The organism is Streptomyces sp. NPDC059009 (assembly GCF_042740175.1).
In the GTDB taxonomy this organism is placed as follows: domain Bacteria; phylum Actinomycetota; class Actinomycetes; order Streptomycetales; family Streptomycetaceae; genus Streptomyces.
Genome location: NZ_JBHYJB010000082.1, coordinates 1 through 16,772, shown reverse-complemented (window position 1 = coordinate 16,772; position 16,772 = coordinate 1). Strand labels below are relative to the sequence as shown.

15 protein-coding genes are annotated in these 16,772 nt (G+C 73.4%); 10 read left to right on the top strand and 5 right to left on the bottom strand.

Features of this window, described 5'->3' with window-relative positions:
• The 3 genes from ACFWYM_RS44150 to fdhD form a co-directional block, all read left to right on the top strand.
• Nucleotides 1-1,516 (top strand): NADH-quinone oxidoreductase subunit F (locus ACFWYM_RS44150; protein ID WP_384851141.1); only part of this gene is annotated, 1,516 nt, incomplete at its 5' end.
• A gap of 46 nt (nucleotides 1,517-1,562) precedes the next feature.
• On the top strand, nucleotides 1,563-2,423 hold the full coding sequence (locus ACFWYM_RS44145; protein ID WP_384851139.1) for a 2Fe-2S iron-sulfur cluster-binding protein: 861 nt from the start codon (nucleotides 1,563-1,565) through the stop codon (nucleotides 2,421-2,423).
• A gap of 7 nt (nucleotides 2,424-2,430) precedes the next feature.
• Nucleotides 2,431-3,279: a formate dehydrogenase accessory sulfurtransferase FdhD gene (fdhD, locus tag ACFWYM_RS44140; protein WP_384851137.1), complete on the top strand. Its 849-nt coding sequence runs from the start codon at nucleotides 2,431-2,433 to the stop codon at nucleotides 3,277-3,279.
• Between the two features lie 82 nt (nucleotides 3,280-3,361).
• Here fdhD and ACFWYM_RS44135 read toward each other — a convergent pair whose 3' ends face one another.
• Complete coding sequence (locus ACFWYM_RS44135) at nucleotides 3,362-3,874, bottom strand: MarR family winged helix-turn-helix transcriptional regulator (protein WP_384851135.1); 513 nt, start codon at nucleotides 3,872-3,874, stop codon at nucleotides 3,362-3,364.
• A gap of 110 nt (nucleotides 3,875-3,984) precedes the next feature.
• On the opposite strand from ACFWYM_RS44135, the gene ACFWYM_RS44130 reads away from it, so the two are divergent.
• Both ACFWYM_RS44130 and ACFWYM_RS44125 read left to right on the top strand, forming a co-directional pair.
• Nucleotides 3,985-4,737, top strand: coding sequence for a dienelactone hydrolase family protein (locus ACFWYM_RS44130; RefSeq protein WP_384851144.1), 753 nt, complete (start codon nucleotides 3,985-3,987; stop codon nucleotides 4,735-4,737).
• Nucleotides 4,738-4,915: 178 nt separating this feature from the next.
• Complete coding sequence (locus ACFWYM_RS44125) at nucleotides 4,916-5,566, top strand: GPP34 family phosphoprotein (protein ID WP_384851133.1); 651 nt, start codon at nucleotides 4,916-4,918, stop codon at nucleotides 5,564-5,566.
• Nucleotides 5,567-5,598: 32 nt separating this feature from the next.
• On the opposite strand, the gene ACFWYM_RS44120 is transcribed toward ACFWYM_RS44125, so the two are convergent.
• On the bottom strand, nucleotides 5,599-6,036 hold the full coding sequence (locus tag ACFWYM_RS44120) for a MarR family winged helix-turn-helix transcriptional regulator (protein ID WP_384851131.1): 438 nt from the start codon (nucleotides 6,034-6,036) through the stop codon (nucleotides 5,599-5,601).
• A 161-nt stretch (nucleotides 6,037-6,197) separates the two neighbouring features.
• Here ACFWYM_RS44120 and ACFWYM_RS44115 point away from each other — a divergent pair, with 161 nt between their 5' ends.
• The 3 genes from ACFWYM_RS44115 (at nucleotide 6,198) to ACFWYM_RS44105 (ending at nucleotide 10,524) form a co-directional block, all read left to right on the top strand.
• Nucleotides 6,198-7,163 carry a zinc-binding alcohol dehydrogenase family protein gene (locus ACFWYM_RS44115; protein ID WP_384851129.1) on the top strand — a complete coding sequence of 322 codons (966 nt, stop codon included), beginning with the start codon at nucleotides 6,198-6,200 and terminating at the stop codon, nucleotides 7,161-7,163.
• A gap of 126 nt (nucleotides 7,164-7,289) precedes the next feature.
• Nucleotides 7,290-9,203, top strand: coding sequence for an exo-alpha-sialidase (locus tag ACFWYM_RS44110; protein ID WP_384851127.1), 1,914 nt, complete (start codon nucleotides 7,290-7,292; stop codon nucleotides 9,201-9,203).
• Between the two features lie 10 nt (nucleotides 9,204-9,213).
• Nucleotides 9,214-10,524, top strand: a complete 1,311-nt coding sequence (locus tag ACFWYM_RS44105) for a hypothetical protein (protein WP_384851125.1) — start codon at nucleotides 9,214-9,216, stop codon at nucleotides 10,522-10,524.
• On the opposite strand, the gene ACFWYM_RS44100 is transcribed toward ACFWYM_RS44105, so the two are convergent.
• Nucleotides 10,460-11,500 (bottom strand): bile acid:sodium symporter family protein, encoded by a 1,041-nt coding sequence (locus ACFWYM_RS44100; protein ID WP_384851123.1) that lies wholly within the window; start codon nucleotides 11,498-11,500, stop codon nucleotides 10,460-10,462. The genes ACFWYM_RS44105 and ACFWYM_RS44100 overlap by 65 nt on opposite strands.
• A 165-nt stretch (nucleotides 11,501-11,665) precedes the next feature.
• On the opposite strand from ACFWYM_RS44100, the gene ACFWYM_RS44095 reads away from it, so the two are divergent.
• On the top strand, nucleotides 11,666-12,553 hold the full coding sequence (locus tag ACFWYM_RS44095; protein ID WP_384851121.1) for a LysR substrate-binding domain-containing protein: 888 nt from the start codon (nucleotides 11,666-11,668) through the stop codon (nucleotides 12,551-12,553).
• Between the two features lie 32 nt (nucleotides 12,554-12,585).
• On the opposite strand, the gene ACFWYM_RS44090 is transcribed toward ACFWYM_RS44095, so the two are convergent.
• Nucleotides 12,586-13,563: an Lrp/AsnC family transcriptional regulator gene (locus ACFWYM_RS44090; RefSeq protein ID WP_384851119.1), complete on the bottom strand. Its 978-nt coding sequence runs from the start codon at nucleotides 13,561-13,563 to the stop codon at nucleotides 12,586-12,588.
• A 113-nt stretch (nucleotides 13,564-13,676) separates the two neighbouring features.
• On the opposite strand from ACFWYM_RS44090, the gene ACFWYM_RS44085 reads away from it, so the two are divergent.
• Nucleotides 13,677-15,227 (top strand): MFS transporter, encoded by a 1,551-nt coding sequence (locus ACFWYM_RS44085; RefSeq protein WP_384851117.1) that lies wholly within the window; start codon nucleotides 13,677-13,679, stop codon nucleotides 15,225-15,227.
• A gap of 33 nt (nucleotides 15,228-15,260) precedes the next feature.
• Here ACFWYM_RS44085 and ACFWYM_RS44080 read toward each other — a convergent pair whose 3' ends face one another.
• Complete coding sequence (locus ACFWYM_RS44080; RefSeq protein WP_384851142.1) at nucleotides 15,261-16,718, bottom strand: helix-turn-helix domain-containing protein; 1,458 nt, start codon at nucleotides 16,716-16,718, stop codon at nucleotides 15,261-15,263.
• Nucleotides 16,719-16,772: the final 54 nt, after the last annotated feature.

Genomic DNA, 16,772 nt, shown 5'->3' with positions numbered 1-16,772 from the left:
GGGGCTCCGCCCCGGACCCCGCTCCTCAATCGCCGGAGGGGCTGGTATCTCAGCCCGTCCGGCGTTTGAGGACGAGGCGCGCAGCGCCGATGGGGGCAAGGGGCGCAGCCCCATGACGGCGGCCCAGGGCGCGCGGAGCGCGGTTTCGGGAAGGGGCGGGATCGGGGAGAGGGAAACCTCCTACGCCACCGCCGTCGTCGCCCCCGCCACCCCCGACTCCCTCGTCTTCGCCGCGACCTCCCCCGAGTCCGCCGCCCCGGAGCCCCCGGCATCGATGGCGGTACCCCAAGCCGGCCAGGAGGACCTGGTCCTCCTCAAGCGGGTCGGCACCGTCGACCCGGAATCCCTCGACGACTACCGCGCCCACGGCGGCTACACCGCCCTCCGCCACGCCTTCGCCCTCGGCCCCGCCGCCGTCATCCGCGAGGTCACCGACGCCGGCCTGGTGGGCCGAGGCGGCGCCGCCTTCCCCACGGGAAGGAAGTGGCAGGCCACCGCCTCCCAGCCCGACCACCCCCACTACCTCGTCTGCAACGCCGACGAGTCCGAGCCGGGCACCTTCAAGGACCGCGTGCTGATGGAGGGCGACCCGTACGCCCTCATCGAGGCGATGACCATCGCCGGGTACGCGACCGGGGCCCACCACGGCTACCTCTACCTCCGGGGCGAGTACCCCCGCGCCCTCACCCGCCTGACCCGCGCCATCGAACAGGCCCGCGCCCGCGGTCTCCTCGGGGACGACATCCTCGGCCAGGGGTACTCCTTCGACATCGAGATCCGCCGGGGCGCGGGCGCCTACATCTGCGGCGAGGAGACGGCGCTCTTCAACTCCATCGAGGGGTACCGGGGCGAGCCCCGCTCCAAGCCGCCCTTCCCGGTGGAGAAGGGGCTCTTCGGCAAGCCCACCGTGGAGAACAACGTCGAGACCCTCGTCAACGTCCTCCCGATCCTCACCATGGGCGCCCGGGCGTACGCCGCCATCGGCACCGGCACCTCCACGGGCCCCAAGCTCTTCTGTGTGTCGGGGAGCGTCGAGCGGCCCGGCATCTACGAACTCCCCTTCGGCGCCACCCTCGGGGACCTCCTCCGGCTCGCCGGGATGCCGCAGAACCTGCGCGCCGTGCTCCTCGGCGGCGCGGCGGGCGGCTTCGTACGCGCCGATGAACTGGACATCCCGCTCACCTTCGAGGGCACGCGGGAGGCGGGGACCACCCTGGGCTCCGGGGTGGTGCTCGCGCTCGACGACACCGTGCCGCTGCCCCGTGTGCTGCTGCGCATCGCGGAGTTCTTCCGGGACGAGTCCTGCGGGCAGTGCGTGCCCTGCCGCGTCGGCACCGTCCGGCAGGAGGAGGCGCTGCACCGGATCGCCGGGCGGACGGGGGCCGACGCCGCCGACGACATCGCGCTGCTGCGCGAGGTGGGCCGCGCCATGCGGGACGCCTCGATCTGCGGGCTCGGGCAGACCGCGTGGAACGCCGTGGAATCCGCCGTCGACCGACTGGGAGCGTACGAATGATCACGAACCGTCGCCGTCGCCGTCACCGTCGCTGGGAGGCGTCGTCATGACCGCCGTACCGCTGCAACCGCCGCGCCGCCTGGTCGAGTTCACCCTCGACGGCGAGGAGTCCCGCGTCCCGGAGGGCGCCACCGTCCTCGACGCCTGCCGTGCCGCCGGGAAGGACGTCCCGACCCTCTGCGAGGGCGACACCCTCACCCCCAAGAACGCCTGCCGCGTGTGCGTCGTGGAGGTGGAGGGCGCCCGCACCCTCGCCCCCGCCTGCTCCCGCAGGGCCGAGCCCGGGATGAAGGTCCGCACCGACACCGAGCGCACCCGGCACAGCCGGAAGATCGTCCTCGAACTCCTCGCGTCGTCGGTCGACTTGTCGACGACCCCGAAGGTCGCGGGCTGGCTCGAGGAGTACGAGGCGAAGCCCGAGCGGTTCGGCCCGGACGCGGCCCGCCTCGACGAGGAGCCGAAGGTCGACAACGACCTGTACGTCCGCGACTACGACAAGTGCATCCTCTGCTACAAGTGCGTCGACGCCTGCGGCGAGCAGTGGCAGAACACCTTCGCCATCGCCGTGGCCGGGCGCGGCTTCGACGCCCGGATCGCCGTGGAGCACGACGCCCCGCTGACCGACTCGGCGTGCGTGTACTGCGGGAACTGCATCGAGGTGTGCCCGACGGGCGCGCTCAGCTTCAAGAGCGAGTTCGACATGCGGGCGGCGGGGACCTGGGACGAGTCCGCGCAGACCGAGACGACGACCGTGTGCGCGTACTGCGGAGTCGGCTGCAACCTGACGCTGCACGTGCAGGACAATGACATCGTGAAGGTCACCTCGCCGCACGACAATCCGGTGACCCACGGCAACCTCTGCATCAAGGGCCGCTTCGGCTACCAGCACGTACAGAACCGGGACTGATCAAGGCATGGGACGAGTCACGGAACGACGGCGCGTCATCCGGATCCGGGACGGGCGCGTCAGCGAGCGGGCGGACACCCTCGTCACCGAGGAACCCCTGGAGATCCGCCTCAACGGCAAACCACTGGCGATCACGATGCGCACGCCGGGGGACGACTTCGCGCTCGCGGCGGGGTTCCTGGTGAGCGAGGGCGTGCTGGCGTCCGCCGACGACCTGCAGTCGATCGTGTACTGCGCGGGCGCGATGGACGACGGCTCCAACACGTACAACGTCGTGGATGTGCGGCTCGCGCCCGGCGTCCCGGTCCCGGACATCACGCTGGAGCGCAACGTCTACACGACGTCGTCGTGCGGCCTGTGCGGCAAGGCCAGCCTCGACGCGGTGCGCACCCAGGCCAGGTTCCCGCTCGCCGACACTCCCCCGGTCCGGCTCGGCCCCGGCCTGCTCGCGAGCCTCCCCGACCGGCTGCGCGCCGCTCAGCGGGTGTTCGACCGGACCGGGGGTCTGCACGCGGCGGCACTGTTCTCCGAGGAGGGCGAGCTGCTCGACATACGGGAGGACGTGGGCCGCCACAACGCGGTCGACAAGCTGGTGGGCCGGGCGCTCCAGGAGGGCCGGCTGCCGCTGTCCCGGGCCGTGTTGCTGGTGTCCGGGCGGGCCTCCTTCGAGCTGGCGCAGAAGGCCGTCATGGCGGGCATCCCGGTGCTCGCGGCGGTCTCCGCGCCGTCCTCGCTCGCCGTCGACCTCGCGGCGGAGACCGGCCTGACCCTGGTCGGCTTCCTGCGCGGGGCGTCCATGAACGTGTACGCGGGTGAGCACCGCGTCGCCCTTGAGGCACCGGCCGTCCAGGGCTGAACCGCTCCCCCGCCACACGGCGGCGGGCCCGGACCGGGCGGGGAGCGCCCCCTGCGCCCGGCCGGGCCCACACCGCCGCACATCAGCCGGCCCGGGTGGTGTGGTGCTCCAGCAGGCGGGTGAGCAGGCGCATGAGCTGGTCGCGTTCGGCCTGGGTCAGGGGTGCGAGCAGTTCGTCGTGGAGGGTGTCAAGGACCGTGTCGAGGCGGCGCAGGTGGCGGCGGCCCCGCGGGGAGATCGTGATGAGGTTGCGGCGCTGGTCGTCGGGGTCCGGTGTGCGCTCGACGAGCTGTCGTTCGGCGAGTTCCTTGAGCACGCCGACCATGTCGCTGCGGTGGATGCCGGAGCGTCTGCTCAGCTCCGCCTGGCTGCCGGGCCCGAACTCGTGCAGTGAGGCGAGCACGGCGTAGTGCCACTTGCGGGCGTCCGCACGGGCCAGACCTTCGTTGACCAACCGGTCGGACCGCATGGTCAGTTGGGACAGCAGCCGGCTCGCCCGTCGGCGCAGTCTCTCGGGCGTCCTGGGCGCGTCGCCGTCGGCCGCATCCACCGCGTCCGCTGCTTCCCCCGCTTCCGCGGGCTTGGCTCTGCTCATGGCGGCGATCTTACCCATTGCGTTAGTGGGACTAACGATATACGTTCGCTCGCGCCGACATCGTTAGTCGCACTAACGCTCGTCGGCAAACTCAGGAAGGAAGACCCGCCATCCCCACCACGACACTCACGACACTACGGATCCCCACCCCCGACGGCCGGGCCGACGCGTTCGCCGCCTTCCCCGACGGCGGCGAGCGGCACCCCGGGGTGCTGATGTACCCGGACGGCTTCGGCATCCGGCCCGTGCTGCGCGAGCTCGCCCGCGAACTGGCCGGACACGGCTACTACGTCCTCGTCCCCAACTTCCTCTACCGGAACGGCCCGGCACCGCTCCTCCCACTCCCCGAGCACATCGGAGAAGACGCCCGGCCCGCGATCATGGACCGGCTGATGCCCTTGATCCAGGCGCACACCACCCAGCGGATCCTCCGCGACGCCGACGCCTACCTCGACTTCCTCGGCTCCCAGGACGAGGTCACGGCCGGACCGGTCGCGGTGACCGGCTACTGCATCGGCGGCCTGCTGGCGATGCACACCGCCGCGGCCCACCCCGGCCGCGTGGCCGCCGTCGCCGGATTCCACGGCCCCGTGAGCACCGGCGGACCCGACGAGCTGCGGCGCCTGCTGTCCACGCTCACCGCCCAGGCCCACTTCGGCCACGCCGAGTCCGACCTCACGCCCGCGACGCTCCACGACCTCAACGAGGCTCTGGACGCCGCCGGAATCGACCACACCTCCGAGATCTACCCCGGCACCGTCCACGGGTTCACCATGTCCGACACCGACGCCTTCAGCCCTTCCGGCCTGCAGCGCCACTGGGAGCGGCTGCTGCCCCTCCTGGCCCGCACCCTGGCCGCCTGAAACGCAGCGCATCAAGTCCGGCCCCGGGACGTCCCGTTGTCCGAAATCCCGCACCGTTGGTCGCGAGTGGTCCCACAATGACCACTGGGCGGCGATAATCGACCGAGGACGCCCGGCTAGCCGTGGCCGGCCCCGCCGCTCTCGCCCCCGCACTCGGCCAACTGACGTGGAGCCGCTCATGACCACCGCACAGGACCTCGCGATCGTCGCCGCGGAGCTGACACCCGACCGGCCGGTGGAGCAGGGCGAGCTCTCGCTCGCGCTGGCCGGGGCCGAGGTGCTGGACCTGGTCGAGGCCAAAGCCCTGGTCGTGGACGGCGACCGCATCGTGCCCCACGCACAAGAACCCACGGGGGACCGCCTGTTGAACGAGGCCGCCGCGGCGCTGGTACGGCAGGAGCCGCACGAGTCGGTCGAGGACTGGCTGTGGCGCCGGGGCCGCGGGCTCTCCACGGCGTACGCCGACGACCTGGTGCGGACGGGGCCGACCGCCCGGCAGCCGAGCCGCTGGGCGCGGCTGCGGTCGAGGCGGACGGAGCCGGTCGACGCCACCACCTCCACTGCTTCCACTGCCTCCACCGCCTCCGCCCCCTCCACCGCCCGGAGCCGGGCCGAGGGGCGCTGGTCGGCGGGCGAGCCCGTGCTCGCCGCCCTGGCGTCCGCCGCCGGTCTGCGCGCCGAGCCGGTCGAGGACACGGAGGAGCTCACCGGCGACCCGGTCGCGACGGTGCTGGCCGCCGTCGGGGGCGCCGTGCAGGAGCTACAGGCCGTACGGCAGCGCAAGGCGATCGAGGACGCGGCGTTCGACAACGTCTGGCGCGGCTACTGACGACCGGACGGGCCCCGCCCTGGGGGCTCCCGCTAGCCCTCCACCACCCGCTGCAGCATCCCCAGGAACTGCGCGCGCTCAGCGGCCGAAAGAGGCGCCAGGAGCTCCGAGTTGGCGCGCTGCGCCGCCCGGGCGCAGCGCTCGACCGCCGCCTGGCCCTCGTCCGTGACGGTGATGGCGTTCTTGCGGCGGTCGTGGGGGTCCGGGGCGCGCAGGACGAGCCCCGCGGACTGCAGGTCGTTGATGATGCCGACCATGTCCTTGGGGTCGAGCGAGACGGTGCGGCCGAGTTCGGCCTGGGCGACGGGGCCTCGGTCGGCGACGGCGGACAGCACGACGTGGTGCCACATCTTCATGTCCTCGCCCGCGAGCGCCTCGGCGACCAGGCCGCGGCCGCGGGCGGCGGCGCGCCCCAGGAGCCAGCTGGGGAGGGTGCGGATCGTGCCGGGGGCGGGAGGGGTGCTTGCCATGAGGGGCAGCGTATCGAAGAACCGTTGGACTTCCCAATGAAGTTCCCTGTACCGTCTCCAGTCGTTGGGGATCCCAATGGTTCTCCCTGTTTGCCCTCCCCATCCCCCTTCCCATCCCCATCTCGCCCCCCTTCCTGCCCCCTTCTCGCCTGGAGGTACGCATGCGTCGCGTTCGCTATGAAGTCAGCGGTGGCCCTGAAGTCCTGTTCCTGGAGGAAGTCGACATTCCCACTCCCGGCCCCGGTGAACTCCTCGTGCGTACCGCGGCAGTTGGCGTGACGCTCCCCGTCGTCCGGAAGGTGCGCGAGGCCCGTGAGCCCGTCGCGCTCGGCGGTGAGGTCGCCGGGGAAGTGGTGGCCGTGGGTGAGGGCGTCACCCGGTGCCGGGTCGGCGATCGCGTCACCGGGCTCGTCTTCGGCCACGGATACGCCGACTACGCCCTGTTGCACAGCAGCATGGCCTCCCCCGTCCCGGACGGGGCGAGCGCCGTCGACGCCGTGGCCCTCGTCCGCAGCGGACTCGTCGCGTACGGGGCGCTGGAAGCCGCGCGGCCCGCCGCCGGAGAGGCTGCCCTCGTCACCGGCGCCGCCAGCGGAGTGGGCCATCTCGCCCTGCAAATGGCCCAGTTGAAGGGGGCGTCGCGCGTCGTCGCCGCCGTCTCCGCGCCCGACGGGGCCGTGTTCGCCGCGAAGGATGCGTTCCTGCGCGGGCTGGGGGCCGACGACGTGCTCCGTTACGACGACCTCGCCGACGAGGAGCGAAGAGGGAAGCGGCTGGGGGACGGCGCCGACTACTGCCTGGACGCCGTCGGCGGTGAGCTGCTCACCCCGGCCGTGCGCTCCCTCGCCCCGCACGGCCGCCTGGTCGCGTACAGCTCGGGCGGCGGCACCGTCGAGGCGTACGACCTGCTCGTGGGCGCCAAGTCGGTCATCGGGTTCCAGATGCGGATCGTCGCGCAGGGGCGGCCCGAGCTGTACGAAACCTGGCGGCAGGAGCTGTGGCGGCTGCACGGCGCCGGGCTCCTCAAACCCGCCGTGCACGCCGAGTTCGGGCTCGCGGACGCGGCGAAGGCGCACGAGGTGATCGAGGGGCGCGCGAACCTCGGGAAGGTCGTCCTGATCCCCTGAGAGTGCGTCGCACTCCCCTGGCGCACGCTTCTTGTGGGCGGCGATTCGCCCCAAGTAGCGTCTGTGGCGCGCACGTTGGACGTGGGATGTCAGGATGTCCAGTCGCCATGAAGGGCGGACCGCACCATGCCTACTGCCAGTCTCCGTGTACGCCTGAGAACGCTCGGCACCACCACAGCCGCACTCGCCGTCGCCCTCGCCGGGACCCTGCTCCCGGCACCGGCCGCGCACTCCGCCGAACCGGCGGAACGCACCGCCACCACCCCACCCTTCGAACAGCAGGTCCTGTTCAAGGCGTCCCAGGATCCCGGCTACGCCTGCTATCGGATACCCGCCGTCGTGAAGACAGTGAAGGGCACCCTCCTCGCCTTCGCCGAGGGCCGCACCCGCGACTGCAGCGACGCCGGTGACATAGACATCGTGGTGAAGCGGTCCGAGGACGGCGGCCGCACCTGGGGTCCGCTCCAGGTCGTCAACGAAGGTGCGGGCGACACCCACGGCAACCCGGCGCCCGTCGTGGACCGCGAGACCGGCCGCATCCTGCTCGCCGAGACCTACAACACGGGCCGCACGGACGGCAAGAACTGCGACGTGCCCTGCGACCGCACCCCGCACCTGCAGTACAGCGACGACGACGGCCGCAGCTGGTCGGCGCCGCGCGGCCTCAGCGACGAGATCCTGCCGAAGGACTGGAACTCCTGGTACGCGACCGGGCCCGTGCACGGCCTCCAGCTGACCCGCGGCCACCACCGCGGCCGCCTCGTCTTCACGGTCAACGCCGAGACGTGGAACGGCAGTCGGGTCACCGCCAACCACGCCGCGCTCATCGTCAGCGACGACGGCGGCGACCACTGGCGGATCGGCGCCCGGGACTCGTATCCGATCGCGGACGACGGGACGTTCCGGCAGAAGCCGTCCGAGATGACCATCACCGAGCGGCACGACGGCACGGTCTACGTCAGCGGCCGGGAGCAGGACGGCACGGACCTCGGCCACCGCACGCACACCCTCAGCCGCGACGGCGGCGACAGCTTCGTGGCCCCCTTCCGGGCCCTCCCCGACCTCTACACGCCCCAAGTCCAGGGCTCCACACTGCGGTTGGGCAACCGGATGCTGCTCGCCTGCCCGGGCGACCCGGACCGGCGCCGGACCATGATGATCCGGTCCTCGTACGACGGCGGCCGCACCTGGGACAGCTTCGACCGGGGCACGGTCGTCACCACGGACTGGTCCGGCTACTCGGACCTGGCGCAGGCCGACGACGACCATGTGGGCCTGATGTACGAGGGCGGGGCGGTCGACGCGCGCGACGAGATCCGCTTCGCCCGCTTCACCGAGGACTGGCTGAAGCCGCGCCGCGGACCGGATCCCAGGACCACCGACCGCGCCTGGTTCGCCCGGCCCGCCGCCGTGCTCGGCGGCGCCACCGAGACCGAGGGGCGCATCGGCCGGGCCCTCGCCCTCGACGGGACCGACGACTCCGTGCGCCTGCCCTACAGCGACCGACTCCCGCTCGGCACCGAGGACTTCACGGCCTCCCTGTGGTTCCGCTACACCGCCACCAGCGGTGAGCAGCCGCTGCTGTGGATGGGCGGCGTCGGCACCAACCAGCCCCAGGTGTGGCTGCGCGGCGAGCCCGCCAACAAGCGCATCACGGGGCTGATCACCACGCGGGACGGCGCGACGCCCCCGAGGTCCGCGTCCGTGTCCACGACCGGCGCCCACAACGACGGCCAGTGGCACCACATCGCCCTGCGCCGCACCGGCGGCCGCCTCACCCTCTTCGTCGACGGCACCCAGGCCGGCGCCCCGGACGTCCCCGGCACCGTCTCGCGCAACTCACCCTTTGGTGTGCACATCGGTGAACGCCTCGACAGCCGCGCCCACTTCACCGGCGGCATCGACGAAGTCCGCGTCTGGGACCGGGCGTTGAGCGACGAGGAGATCGGCGATCTCGGCTCGGCGCAGTCCGCGCGGGGCGCTGTGACCCGGGACACCGTGCTGTGGCTGCCCATGGACCACATCCGCGGAAGCAACTAACGTCCCGGGCGTGTCAGCCGACCGCGACGTGAACAGGCGGCCCGGACGCGGGAGTTCCCCCCGCCGGGTCTGGCTCGCCGTGCTGCTCGGCCTGGCCCTCGCCGCGGTCCTGCTCACCGCCCTCCCGGACGACGACCGGGAGGGCGGCGCCGCTTGCGGGCCCCGCACCGTCGCGTCCTGGTCCGCCGACACCGAGCTGACCGGGGCGTTCGCCCGCTACGGTGACGACACCGCCCGCACCGACGACTGGACCGGCGGCGACGGCACCCACTCGGTGCGGCTGCCCGACGGCCGGGTGCTGTGGCTCTTCTCCGACACCTATCTGGGCCAGGTGCACGCGCCGCCCAACCCGGCGGGCCAGCCGCACACATGGCGGGACGCATCGGCGCCCTTCGTGCGCAACTCCGGCGTGGTGATGAGCCGTTCGGGCTCCCTGGAGCGGACGCTCGCCGCGCCGCTCTTCACCGATCCGGCGCCCGGGCAGTGGCGGTGGCCGGTCGCCGCGAAGGTGGAGCCCCGCTCACCGGGCTCGGACGAGCAGGTCGTACGGGTCCTCCTGTGGAACCGTACGACGGGCACGGGGCCCTGGATCTACGGCGTCCCCGCCGCCACCGAGGTCGCCACGCTCTCGCTGCCCGACCTGCGCCTCGAAGGCATCGTCACGGTCTCCGACCAGCGCGCGGTCGCCGCCCCCGAGGAGCGCGTCCTGTACGGCACCTCGACCGTGGACGCCGACGGCTGGACGTATGTCTTCGGCGGCAACGACGGCCAGGCCACCGCACGCCCCGCCTCGCACGCCTACGTCGCCCGTGTCCCGCACGGCCGGCTGTCCGAGCCGCGGGCCTGGCAGTTCTGGGACGGCAAGGACTGGACCGCGACGGGGACCACCGCGCGAGGCAACGCCAAGGGGACCGCGGGGAAGAAGCCGGAGCCGGTGCTCGGGGACGGGCAGAAGCGCGGCGTGGGCAGCGCGTTCAGCGTCGCACGGGTCGACGGGACGTACGTCCTGTTCACCATGGGCGCCGGGGCCGAGGCACTGAGCACCGTCACCTCGTACTGGGCCTGCTCCCCCACCGGCCCCTGGCACGGCCCCGCCAAGGGCTTCGCGCCGCCCCTGCCGAAGGACGGCGCCGCCCGCCAGGACACCGCCGCCTACAACCCGCAGGTGCACCCCGCGCTCAGCAAGGACGGGCGTCTCGTGCTGAGCTACGACGTCAACTGGCTGGACGCGACGCCCTCGACGGCCGCGGCCAACATCAGCCGGAACGTGTCCCTGTACCGACCGCGGTTCGTGTCGCTGAAGCTCGCCCAGGAGCGGTGACGAACTCCTCCGGGTCACGGGAGCGGCGCTTGGCGATGACCGCGCACACCATCAGCTGCATCTGGTGGAAGAGCATCAGCGGCAGCACCGCGAGGGACGCCTGCGCACCGAACAGGACGCTCGCCATGGGCAGTCCGGCGGCGAGGGACTTCTTCGAGCCCGCGAACTGGATCGCGATCCGGTCCCCCCGGGCGAAGCCCAGCCGCTTCGACCCGTACCAGGTGAGCGCCAGCATCAGCGCGAGCAGCACCGCCTCGACGGCGAGCAGCGCGCCGAGCCGCAGCGGGGTCACCTGGTGCCAGATGCCGCGCACCATGCCCTCGCTGAACGCGGTGTAGACGACGAGCAGGATCGAGCCGCGGTCCACGAAGCTGAGGATCTTCTTGTGCCGGGCGATGAAACCGCCCACCCACCGGCGCAGGAACTGCCCCGCCAGGAACGGCACCAGAAGCTGCAGCACGATCTTGAACAGGGAGTCGGCGGAGAAGCCGCCGCCGCTGTTGCCGAGCAGCGCCGCCGCGAGCAGCGGCGTGATCACGATGCCGATGAGCGAGGAGAAGGAGCCCGCGCAGATCGCCGCGGGCACGTTCCCGCGCGCGATCGAGGTGAACGCGATGGACGACTGGATGGTCGAGGGGACCAGGGTCAGGAAGAGGAATCCGCTGTAGAGGGCGGGCGTCAGGACGTACGGGACGAGCCCCTTGGCCGCGGCCCCGAGCAGCGGGAAGGCGATGAACGTGGCGGCGAGGACGGTGACGTGCAGCCGCCAGTGCTTGAGCCCGTCGAGCGCCTCGCGGGTGGACAGGCGCGCCCCGTACAGGAAGAACAGGAGGGCGACGGCGCCGGTGGAGGCGCCGGACGCGATGTCGGCGGCCGCTCCGCGCGCGGGCAGCAGCGCCGCGATTCCCACGGTGCCGAGCAGGGCGAGGATGTACGGGTCGACCGGCATCCACGACGGCCACGTCAGGCGTTTCATTGGTTCCTTGCTCTCGTGCGGCCCGTGCCGGGCACGCTCGTGCCGCTCGCGCCGGGCCCTGGGTCAAGATCGCGCGCTCTCCATGATCCTCCTCAACCGCTTGATCGGGAATCCCGCATACCGCTCTGACTGTCATCACGCTTCATGATGGGTAGGCTCGGCCCCGTGTACGACCCTTCGCAGCTGCGCACCTTCCTCGCGGTGGCCCAGACGCTGAGCTTCACGCAGGCCGCCCGCCGCCTCGGCCTGCGCCAGTCCACGGTGAGCCAGCACGTGCGGCGCCTGGAGGACGCGGTGGGGCGCCAGCTCTTCACCCGGGACACCCACACGGTGGAGCTGACCGAGGACGGCGAGGCGATGCTGGGCTTCGCGCGCCGCATCCTGTCGGTGCACGAGGAGGCGGCGGCCTACTTCGGCGGGACGCGGCTGCGCGGGCGGCTGCGGTTCGGGGCCTCCGAGGACTTCGTGCTGACCCGGCTCACCGACATCCTGGAGTCCTTCCGGCACGACCACCCGGAGGTCGACCTGGAGCTGACGGTCGAGCTCTCGGGCACGCTCCACGCCCAGCTGGACGCGGGCCGGCTCGATCTGGTCCTGGCCAAGCGCCGCCCGCAGGACCCGCTCGGCGAGCTGGTCCGGCACGACGAGCTGGTGTGGATCGGCGCGGAGCGGCTGCGCCTCGACCCGGAGCGGCCGGTCCCGCTGATCGTCTACCCGCCGCCCGGCATCACCCGCGCCCTGGCCCTTCAGGCCCTGGAGCGCAGCGGCCGCTCCTGGCGCATCGCCTGCACCAGCGGCAGCCTCAACGGCCTGGTCGCCGCCGCCCGCGCGGGCCTCGGCGTGATGGCGCACTCCCGCGGCCTGATCCCGCCGGGCCTGGTCCGGGTCCCGGACCGGGCGGGCCTGCCCGAGCTCGGCGCGGTCGACTTCGTGCTCCGCCACGGCGAGCGCAGGGCCCGCGCGCAGGAGGCGGCGGACGCGCTCGCCGCGGCGATCCTGGCGGGCGGCGACCGGCTGCACCGGGCCGCGCGTGAGCGTGGATACGTCCGTTAGCGCGGATACGCCCGTGAGCCCGGATACGTCCGTCAGCGCGGATACGCCCGGTACGTGAGCTGCTTGACGCGCCGGTAGAAGGGCGCCGTCTCGACGTGCTGGACACCTTCGAGGCGGCCGAGCTTCCCGCTGAGGTAGGCGTACAGCGCGGCGTTGTCGCGGGCGATGGCGCTCACCATGATGTTGGAGGGACCGGCCACGGCGCTGGCATGGGCGACCTCGACGTGCGTGGCGAGCTCCTTGCCGACCGCGTCGAGGGCCCAGGGCGCGGCGGTGATCCAGAGCATCGCCTGGGTGCGGAGGCCGAGCAGTGCGAGGTCGTACTCGATGTCGATGTACACCGCGCCGGAGTCGAGCAGCGCCGCGAGGCGCCGCTTGACGCCGGACTCCGAGCGGCCGGTGGCCCGTTGGAGCTCCGGGTAGGTGGCGCGGCCGTCGCGTTCGAGTGCGACGACCAGGGCCTCGTCCTCCGGGTCGATGCGGGCGGTCCCCTCGGCGGCGGGGCTCCGCTCGGGGCGGAGCGCGGCGACCTGCTCGGCGCTGAGGGGGCCGTACTTGACGATCCAGCCCGCCGGTCCGCCGAAGAAGCGGTGCAGCATCTGCTGGGCCTTGATGTCCACGATGTGCGGGGTGCGCGGCAGCTTGCCGAGCAGCACGTCGTGCTCGTCCTGAGTGCGCGGCTGGGTGCAGCAGACGACCTCCGTGCCACCCGACGTGAGCCCGACCCAGGCGGTGTCGGGCCGTCGCGCGAGGGCGGTGGCGATGGGCTCGGCGCCGTCCGGCGCGCAGCGCAGCCGCAGCGTCCACCGGTCGAAGCCGAGCCGCTCGTGGTCCCGGACCCCGACGATGCGCAGACCGCCCTCGGCGATGAGCCTGCGGTAGCGGCGGGCGACGGTCTGGTCGGAGACGCCGAGCACGGCCGCGATCCGGCTGAAGGGGGCACGGCCGTCGATCTCCAGGGCGTGCAGCAGTTTCAGGTCCAGCTCATCAAGGGCAGAGGATTCCACCACTCACACCACTTCTCATGTCGAATTCCGGTGCTTCACCATCACACAGGCCCTGGATCGTCCGGCCGGGGCCCATCGTACGGGGCAGACGCATCCGTCGTACGAGGAGTTGGATCATGCGTAAGTGGGGGCCGCTGACCGCGGTGTCTCTGGGGACGTTCATGCTGCTGCTGGACGTCACGATCGTGGTGGTGGCGCTGCCCGACATGGCGCGGGCCCTCGATGCCACGCTGAGCGATCTGCAGTGGGTCATCGACGGGTATGCGCTGGCGCTGGCCGCGCTGCTGCTCGGGGTGGGCGCCGCGGCGGACGTCCTTGGGCGGCGCCGCCTCAACGTCGCGGGCACCGCCGCCTTCGCGGTGGCGTCGCTCGGTTGCGGCCTCGCCACCGACGCGGAGCTGCTGGTCGCGGCCCGCGCGCTGCAGGGCCTGGGCGCCGCCGCGATGTTCGCGACGACGCTGCCGCTGCTCGGCGCCGCCTACCAGGGCAAGGACCGGTCCGTCGCGCTCGGCGTCTGGGGCGCGGTGAGCGGGGGCGCGGCGGCCCTCGGGCCCGTCGTGGGCGGGCTGCTCACGGAGGGGCCCGGCTGGCGCTGGATCTTCTTCGTGAACCTGCCGGTGAGCGTGGCGGCGATATGGATGACGCTGCGCGTGCTGCCGGAGGCGAGGGGCGAGCGCGGCCGCCGGGTCGACTGGGCGGGCACGGCCACCTTCGCGCTCTTCGCGGGCGCGCTGACCTACGGCGTGGTGCGGGCCGGCACCGAGGGCTGGACGTCGACGCCGACCGCGGTGACGCTCGCGGTCGCGGCGCTCGCCCTGGTGGCCTTCGTCGCCGTCGAACGGCGCGTCGCACAGCCCCTGTTGGACCTGCGGCTGCTGCGCCAGGGCAGCTTCACCGGCGTGCTGATCGGCGCCGTCGGCTACAACGCGGCGGCGTTCGGGCTGATGGCGTATCTGTCGATCTGGCTGCAGACGGTGCTCGGCATGAGCCCGGTCCACGGCAGCCTGGTGATGCTGCCGCTGGCGGCGACGTCGTTCGTGGTGGCGGCGGTCGGCGGGCGGCTGCTGCACGGGGTGCCCGCGCGGTTCACCATCGGTGGGGGCCTGCTGCTGATCGGCGTGGGCGGGCTCGTCCTGGCACGGCTGGACGCCGGTTCGTCGTGGGGCGCGCTGGTGCCGGGCCTGACCCTGGCGGGCGTGGGCACGGGCCTGGTCTCGCCCGGACTCGCGGGTGCGGCGCTCGCCTCCGTGCCGCCGCGGAACGCGGGCATGGCGGGCGGCGCGGTCAACACGTTCCGGCAGCTCGGCTACGCGCTCGGCGTCGCCGTCTTCGGAACGGTGCTCACCTCCCGTATGCAGGACTCGATCGGCCACGACGCGGCGCACACCGTCGCGGGCGGCGGGGCGGCGGCCCTGCGCGGCACGCTCTCGGACCACGCGATCCGCTCGGCCTTCGCCTCCGGCCTCAACGCGGCGTCCCTGACGGCGGGTTCGGTGGGGCTCGTGGCGGGCGTGATGGTGCTGGTCATGGTCCGCGCGCGACGGCAGCCGCCGCGGGCGGAGACCTCGACGTCGGCTTCAGCTTCGACTTCGGCTTCGGCTTCGGCTTCGGCTTCGGCTTCGGCTTCGGCGCAGGAGGCCCCCGAGCTCCAGGGCCAGCGCACCTGACCTCCTCCGGCGTCCCGTCGTCTCGCTGCCCCGCTACTGCGCCGGCCCCCGGTAGGTCCGGCCGCCGCGGCGGGGCAGCGCCGTCGTCGCTTCGCCCGCGCGGGCCAGCGTCTCGGCGGCCAGGTGGAGTTCGGCGCGGACCGACGCCAACGACAGGTCCAGGGCGAGGAGTTGTGCGCACTTGGCGATCCAGGCGGTGAGGGTCGTGCGGTGCAGGCCGAGTTCGGCGGCGGCGGGCGCGGTGCGGGCGCGCTGGCGCAGCCAGCAGCGGAGCGCGATGCGCAGCCGTACGTCCAGCGGTTCGAGCAGGGCCCTCGCCCAGCGCTCGGCGTGGGCGGGGGCAAGGAGGTCGGGGGGCAGGGGCGTGGCGGGCAGGCGGGTGACGGTGGCGGGGGCCTCGGCGGGGGCCGGGGTGCGCAGGGCGAGGAGGAGTTGGGCCTGGACGGTGGCGCTGTCCAGGTCGGCGGCGAGGTGGGTGCCGATGGTGCGCAGACGGGCGCGGACGGTGTTCTCGGACACGTCGAGCGCGGGCGCGGCGGCCTGCGCGGAGCCCGCGCGCAGCCAGGCTTCGAGCGTGCGGCGCTGTTCCCGGTCCAGGGGGGTGAGGACGGCGGCGGACCAGGCGGCGAGCCGGTCGGCGGGCACGACGTGCAGCAGCTCGTGCGCGCCGAGGCCGGTCGCGGGGCTGAGGCAGCCGGGCGCCGCACCGGTGCGCGCGGTGCCCGCCTCGGCCCACGCGGTGGCCAGGACGTCCAGGGGTACGGGGTCGGCCGCTCCCCCGGTCAGCTGGTGCCGCTCGGCGACGCGGGCGACCAGGGGGAGGGTGCGGTGCTGGTCGCCATGCGCGTCGTGCAGGGCGACCACCGTCAACTCGGCCCCGTCCAGGGCGATCAGCACTCGGTGGGCGCCGCGGGCGGTGTGCGGCCGGACGGCGCGCCACAGCGCGTGCTGGGCGGCATGCACGCCCTGCCCGGTGAGCCGGTACACGGTGGCGTGCGTGGCGGTGCAGCCGCCGAGCACCTCGGTGGCGAGCTGGTCCTGGCCGTGCAGCAGGAGGTGCAGCACGGCGCTGTGCAGGCGCTGTTCGGCGCCCCGCGTCTCGTCGGCCTGCCGGGCCCGCACCCGCAGCAGGTCGACGGTGGTCTGTGCGATCAGCGCGGCACGGGGTCCGGGCGTGGCCTTGCCGGGGCCGAGGACGAGGACGGCACCGGCGGCCTGCCGGATGAGGAGGTGCGGGTGGGCGCGCGGGTACGCGACCGCCCGTACGCCCGCGGGCGCGGCGGTGTGGGGGTAGCTGTGGACCGCCCCGGCGACGGGGTCGACGAGGGTGGCCCAGCCGTCGGCGAGGGCGGCGGCCTCGGCGATGAGGGCAGCACCGGAGCGGGCCGCGGCGAGGGTGAGCCGCCGCGTCACGTGCTGCGGCGCGTCCTGGTGCGGCCCGTCTCCGGGGAACCCGTCATCGGCGGGAGGCACGGCAGCGGCGGGAGGCATGGCAGCGGCGGGAGGCATGGCAGCGGCGGGCGCGGGCCGCGCACAGTCCTGTGC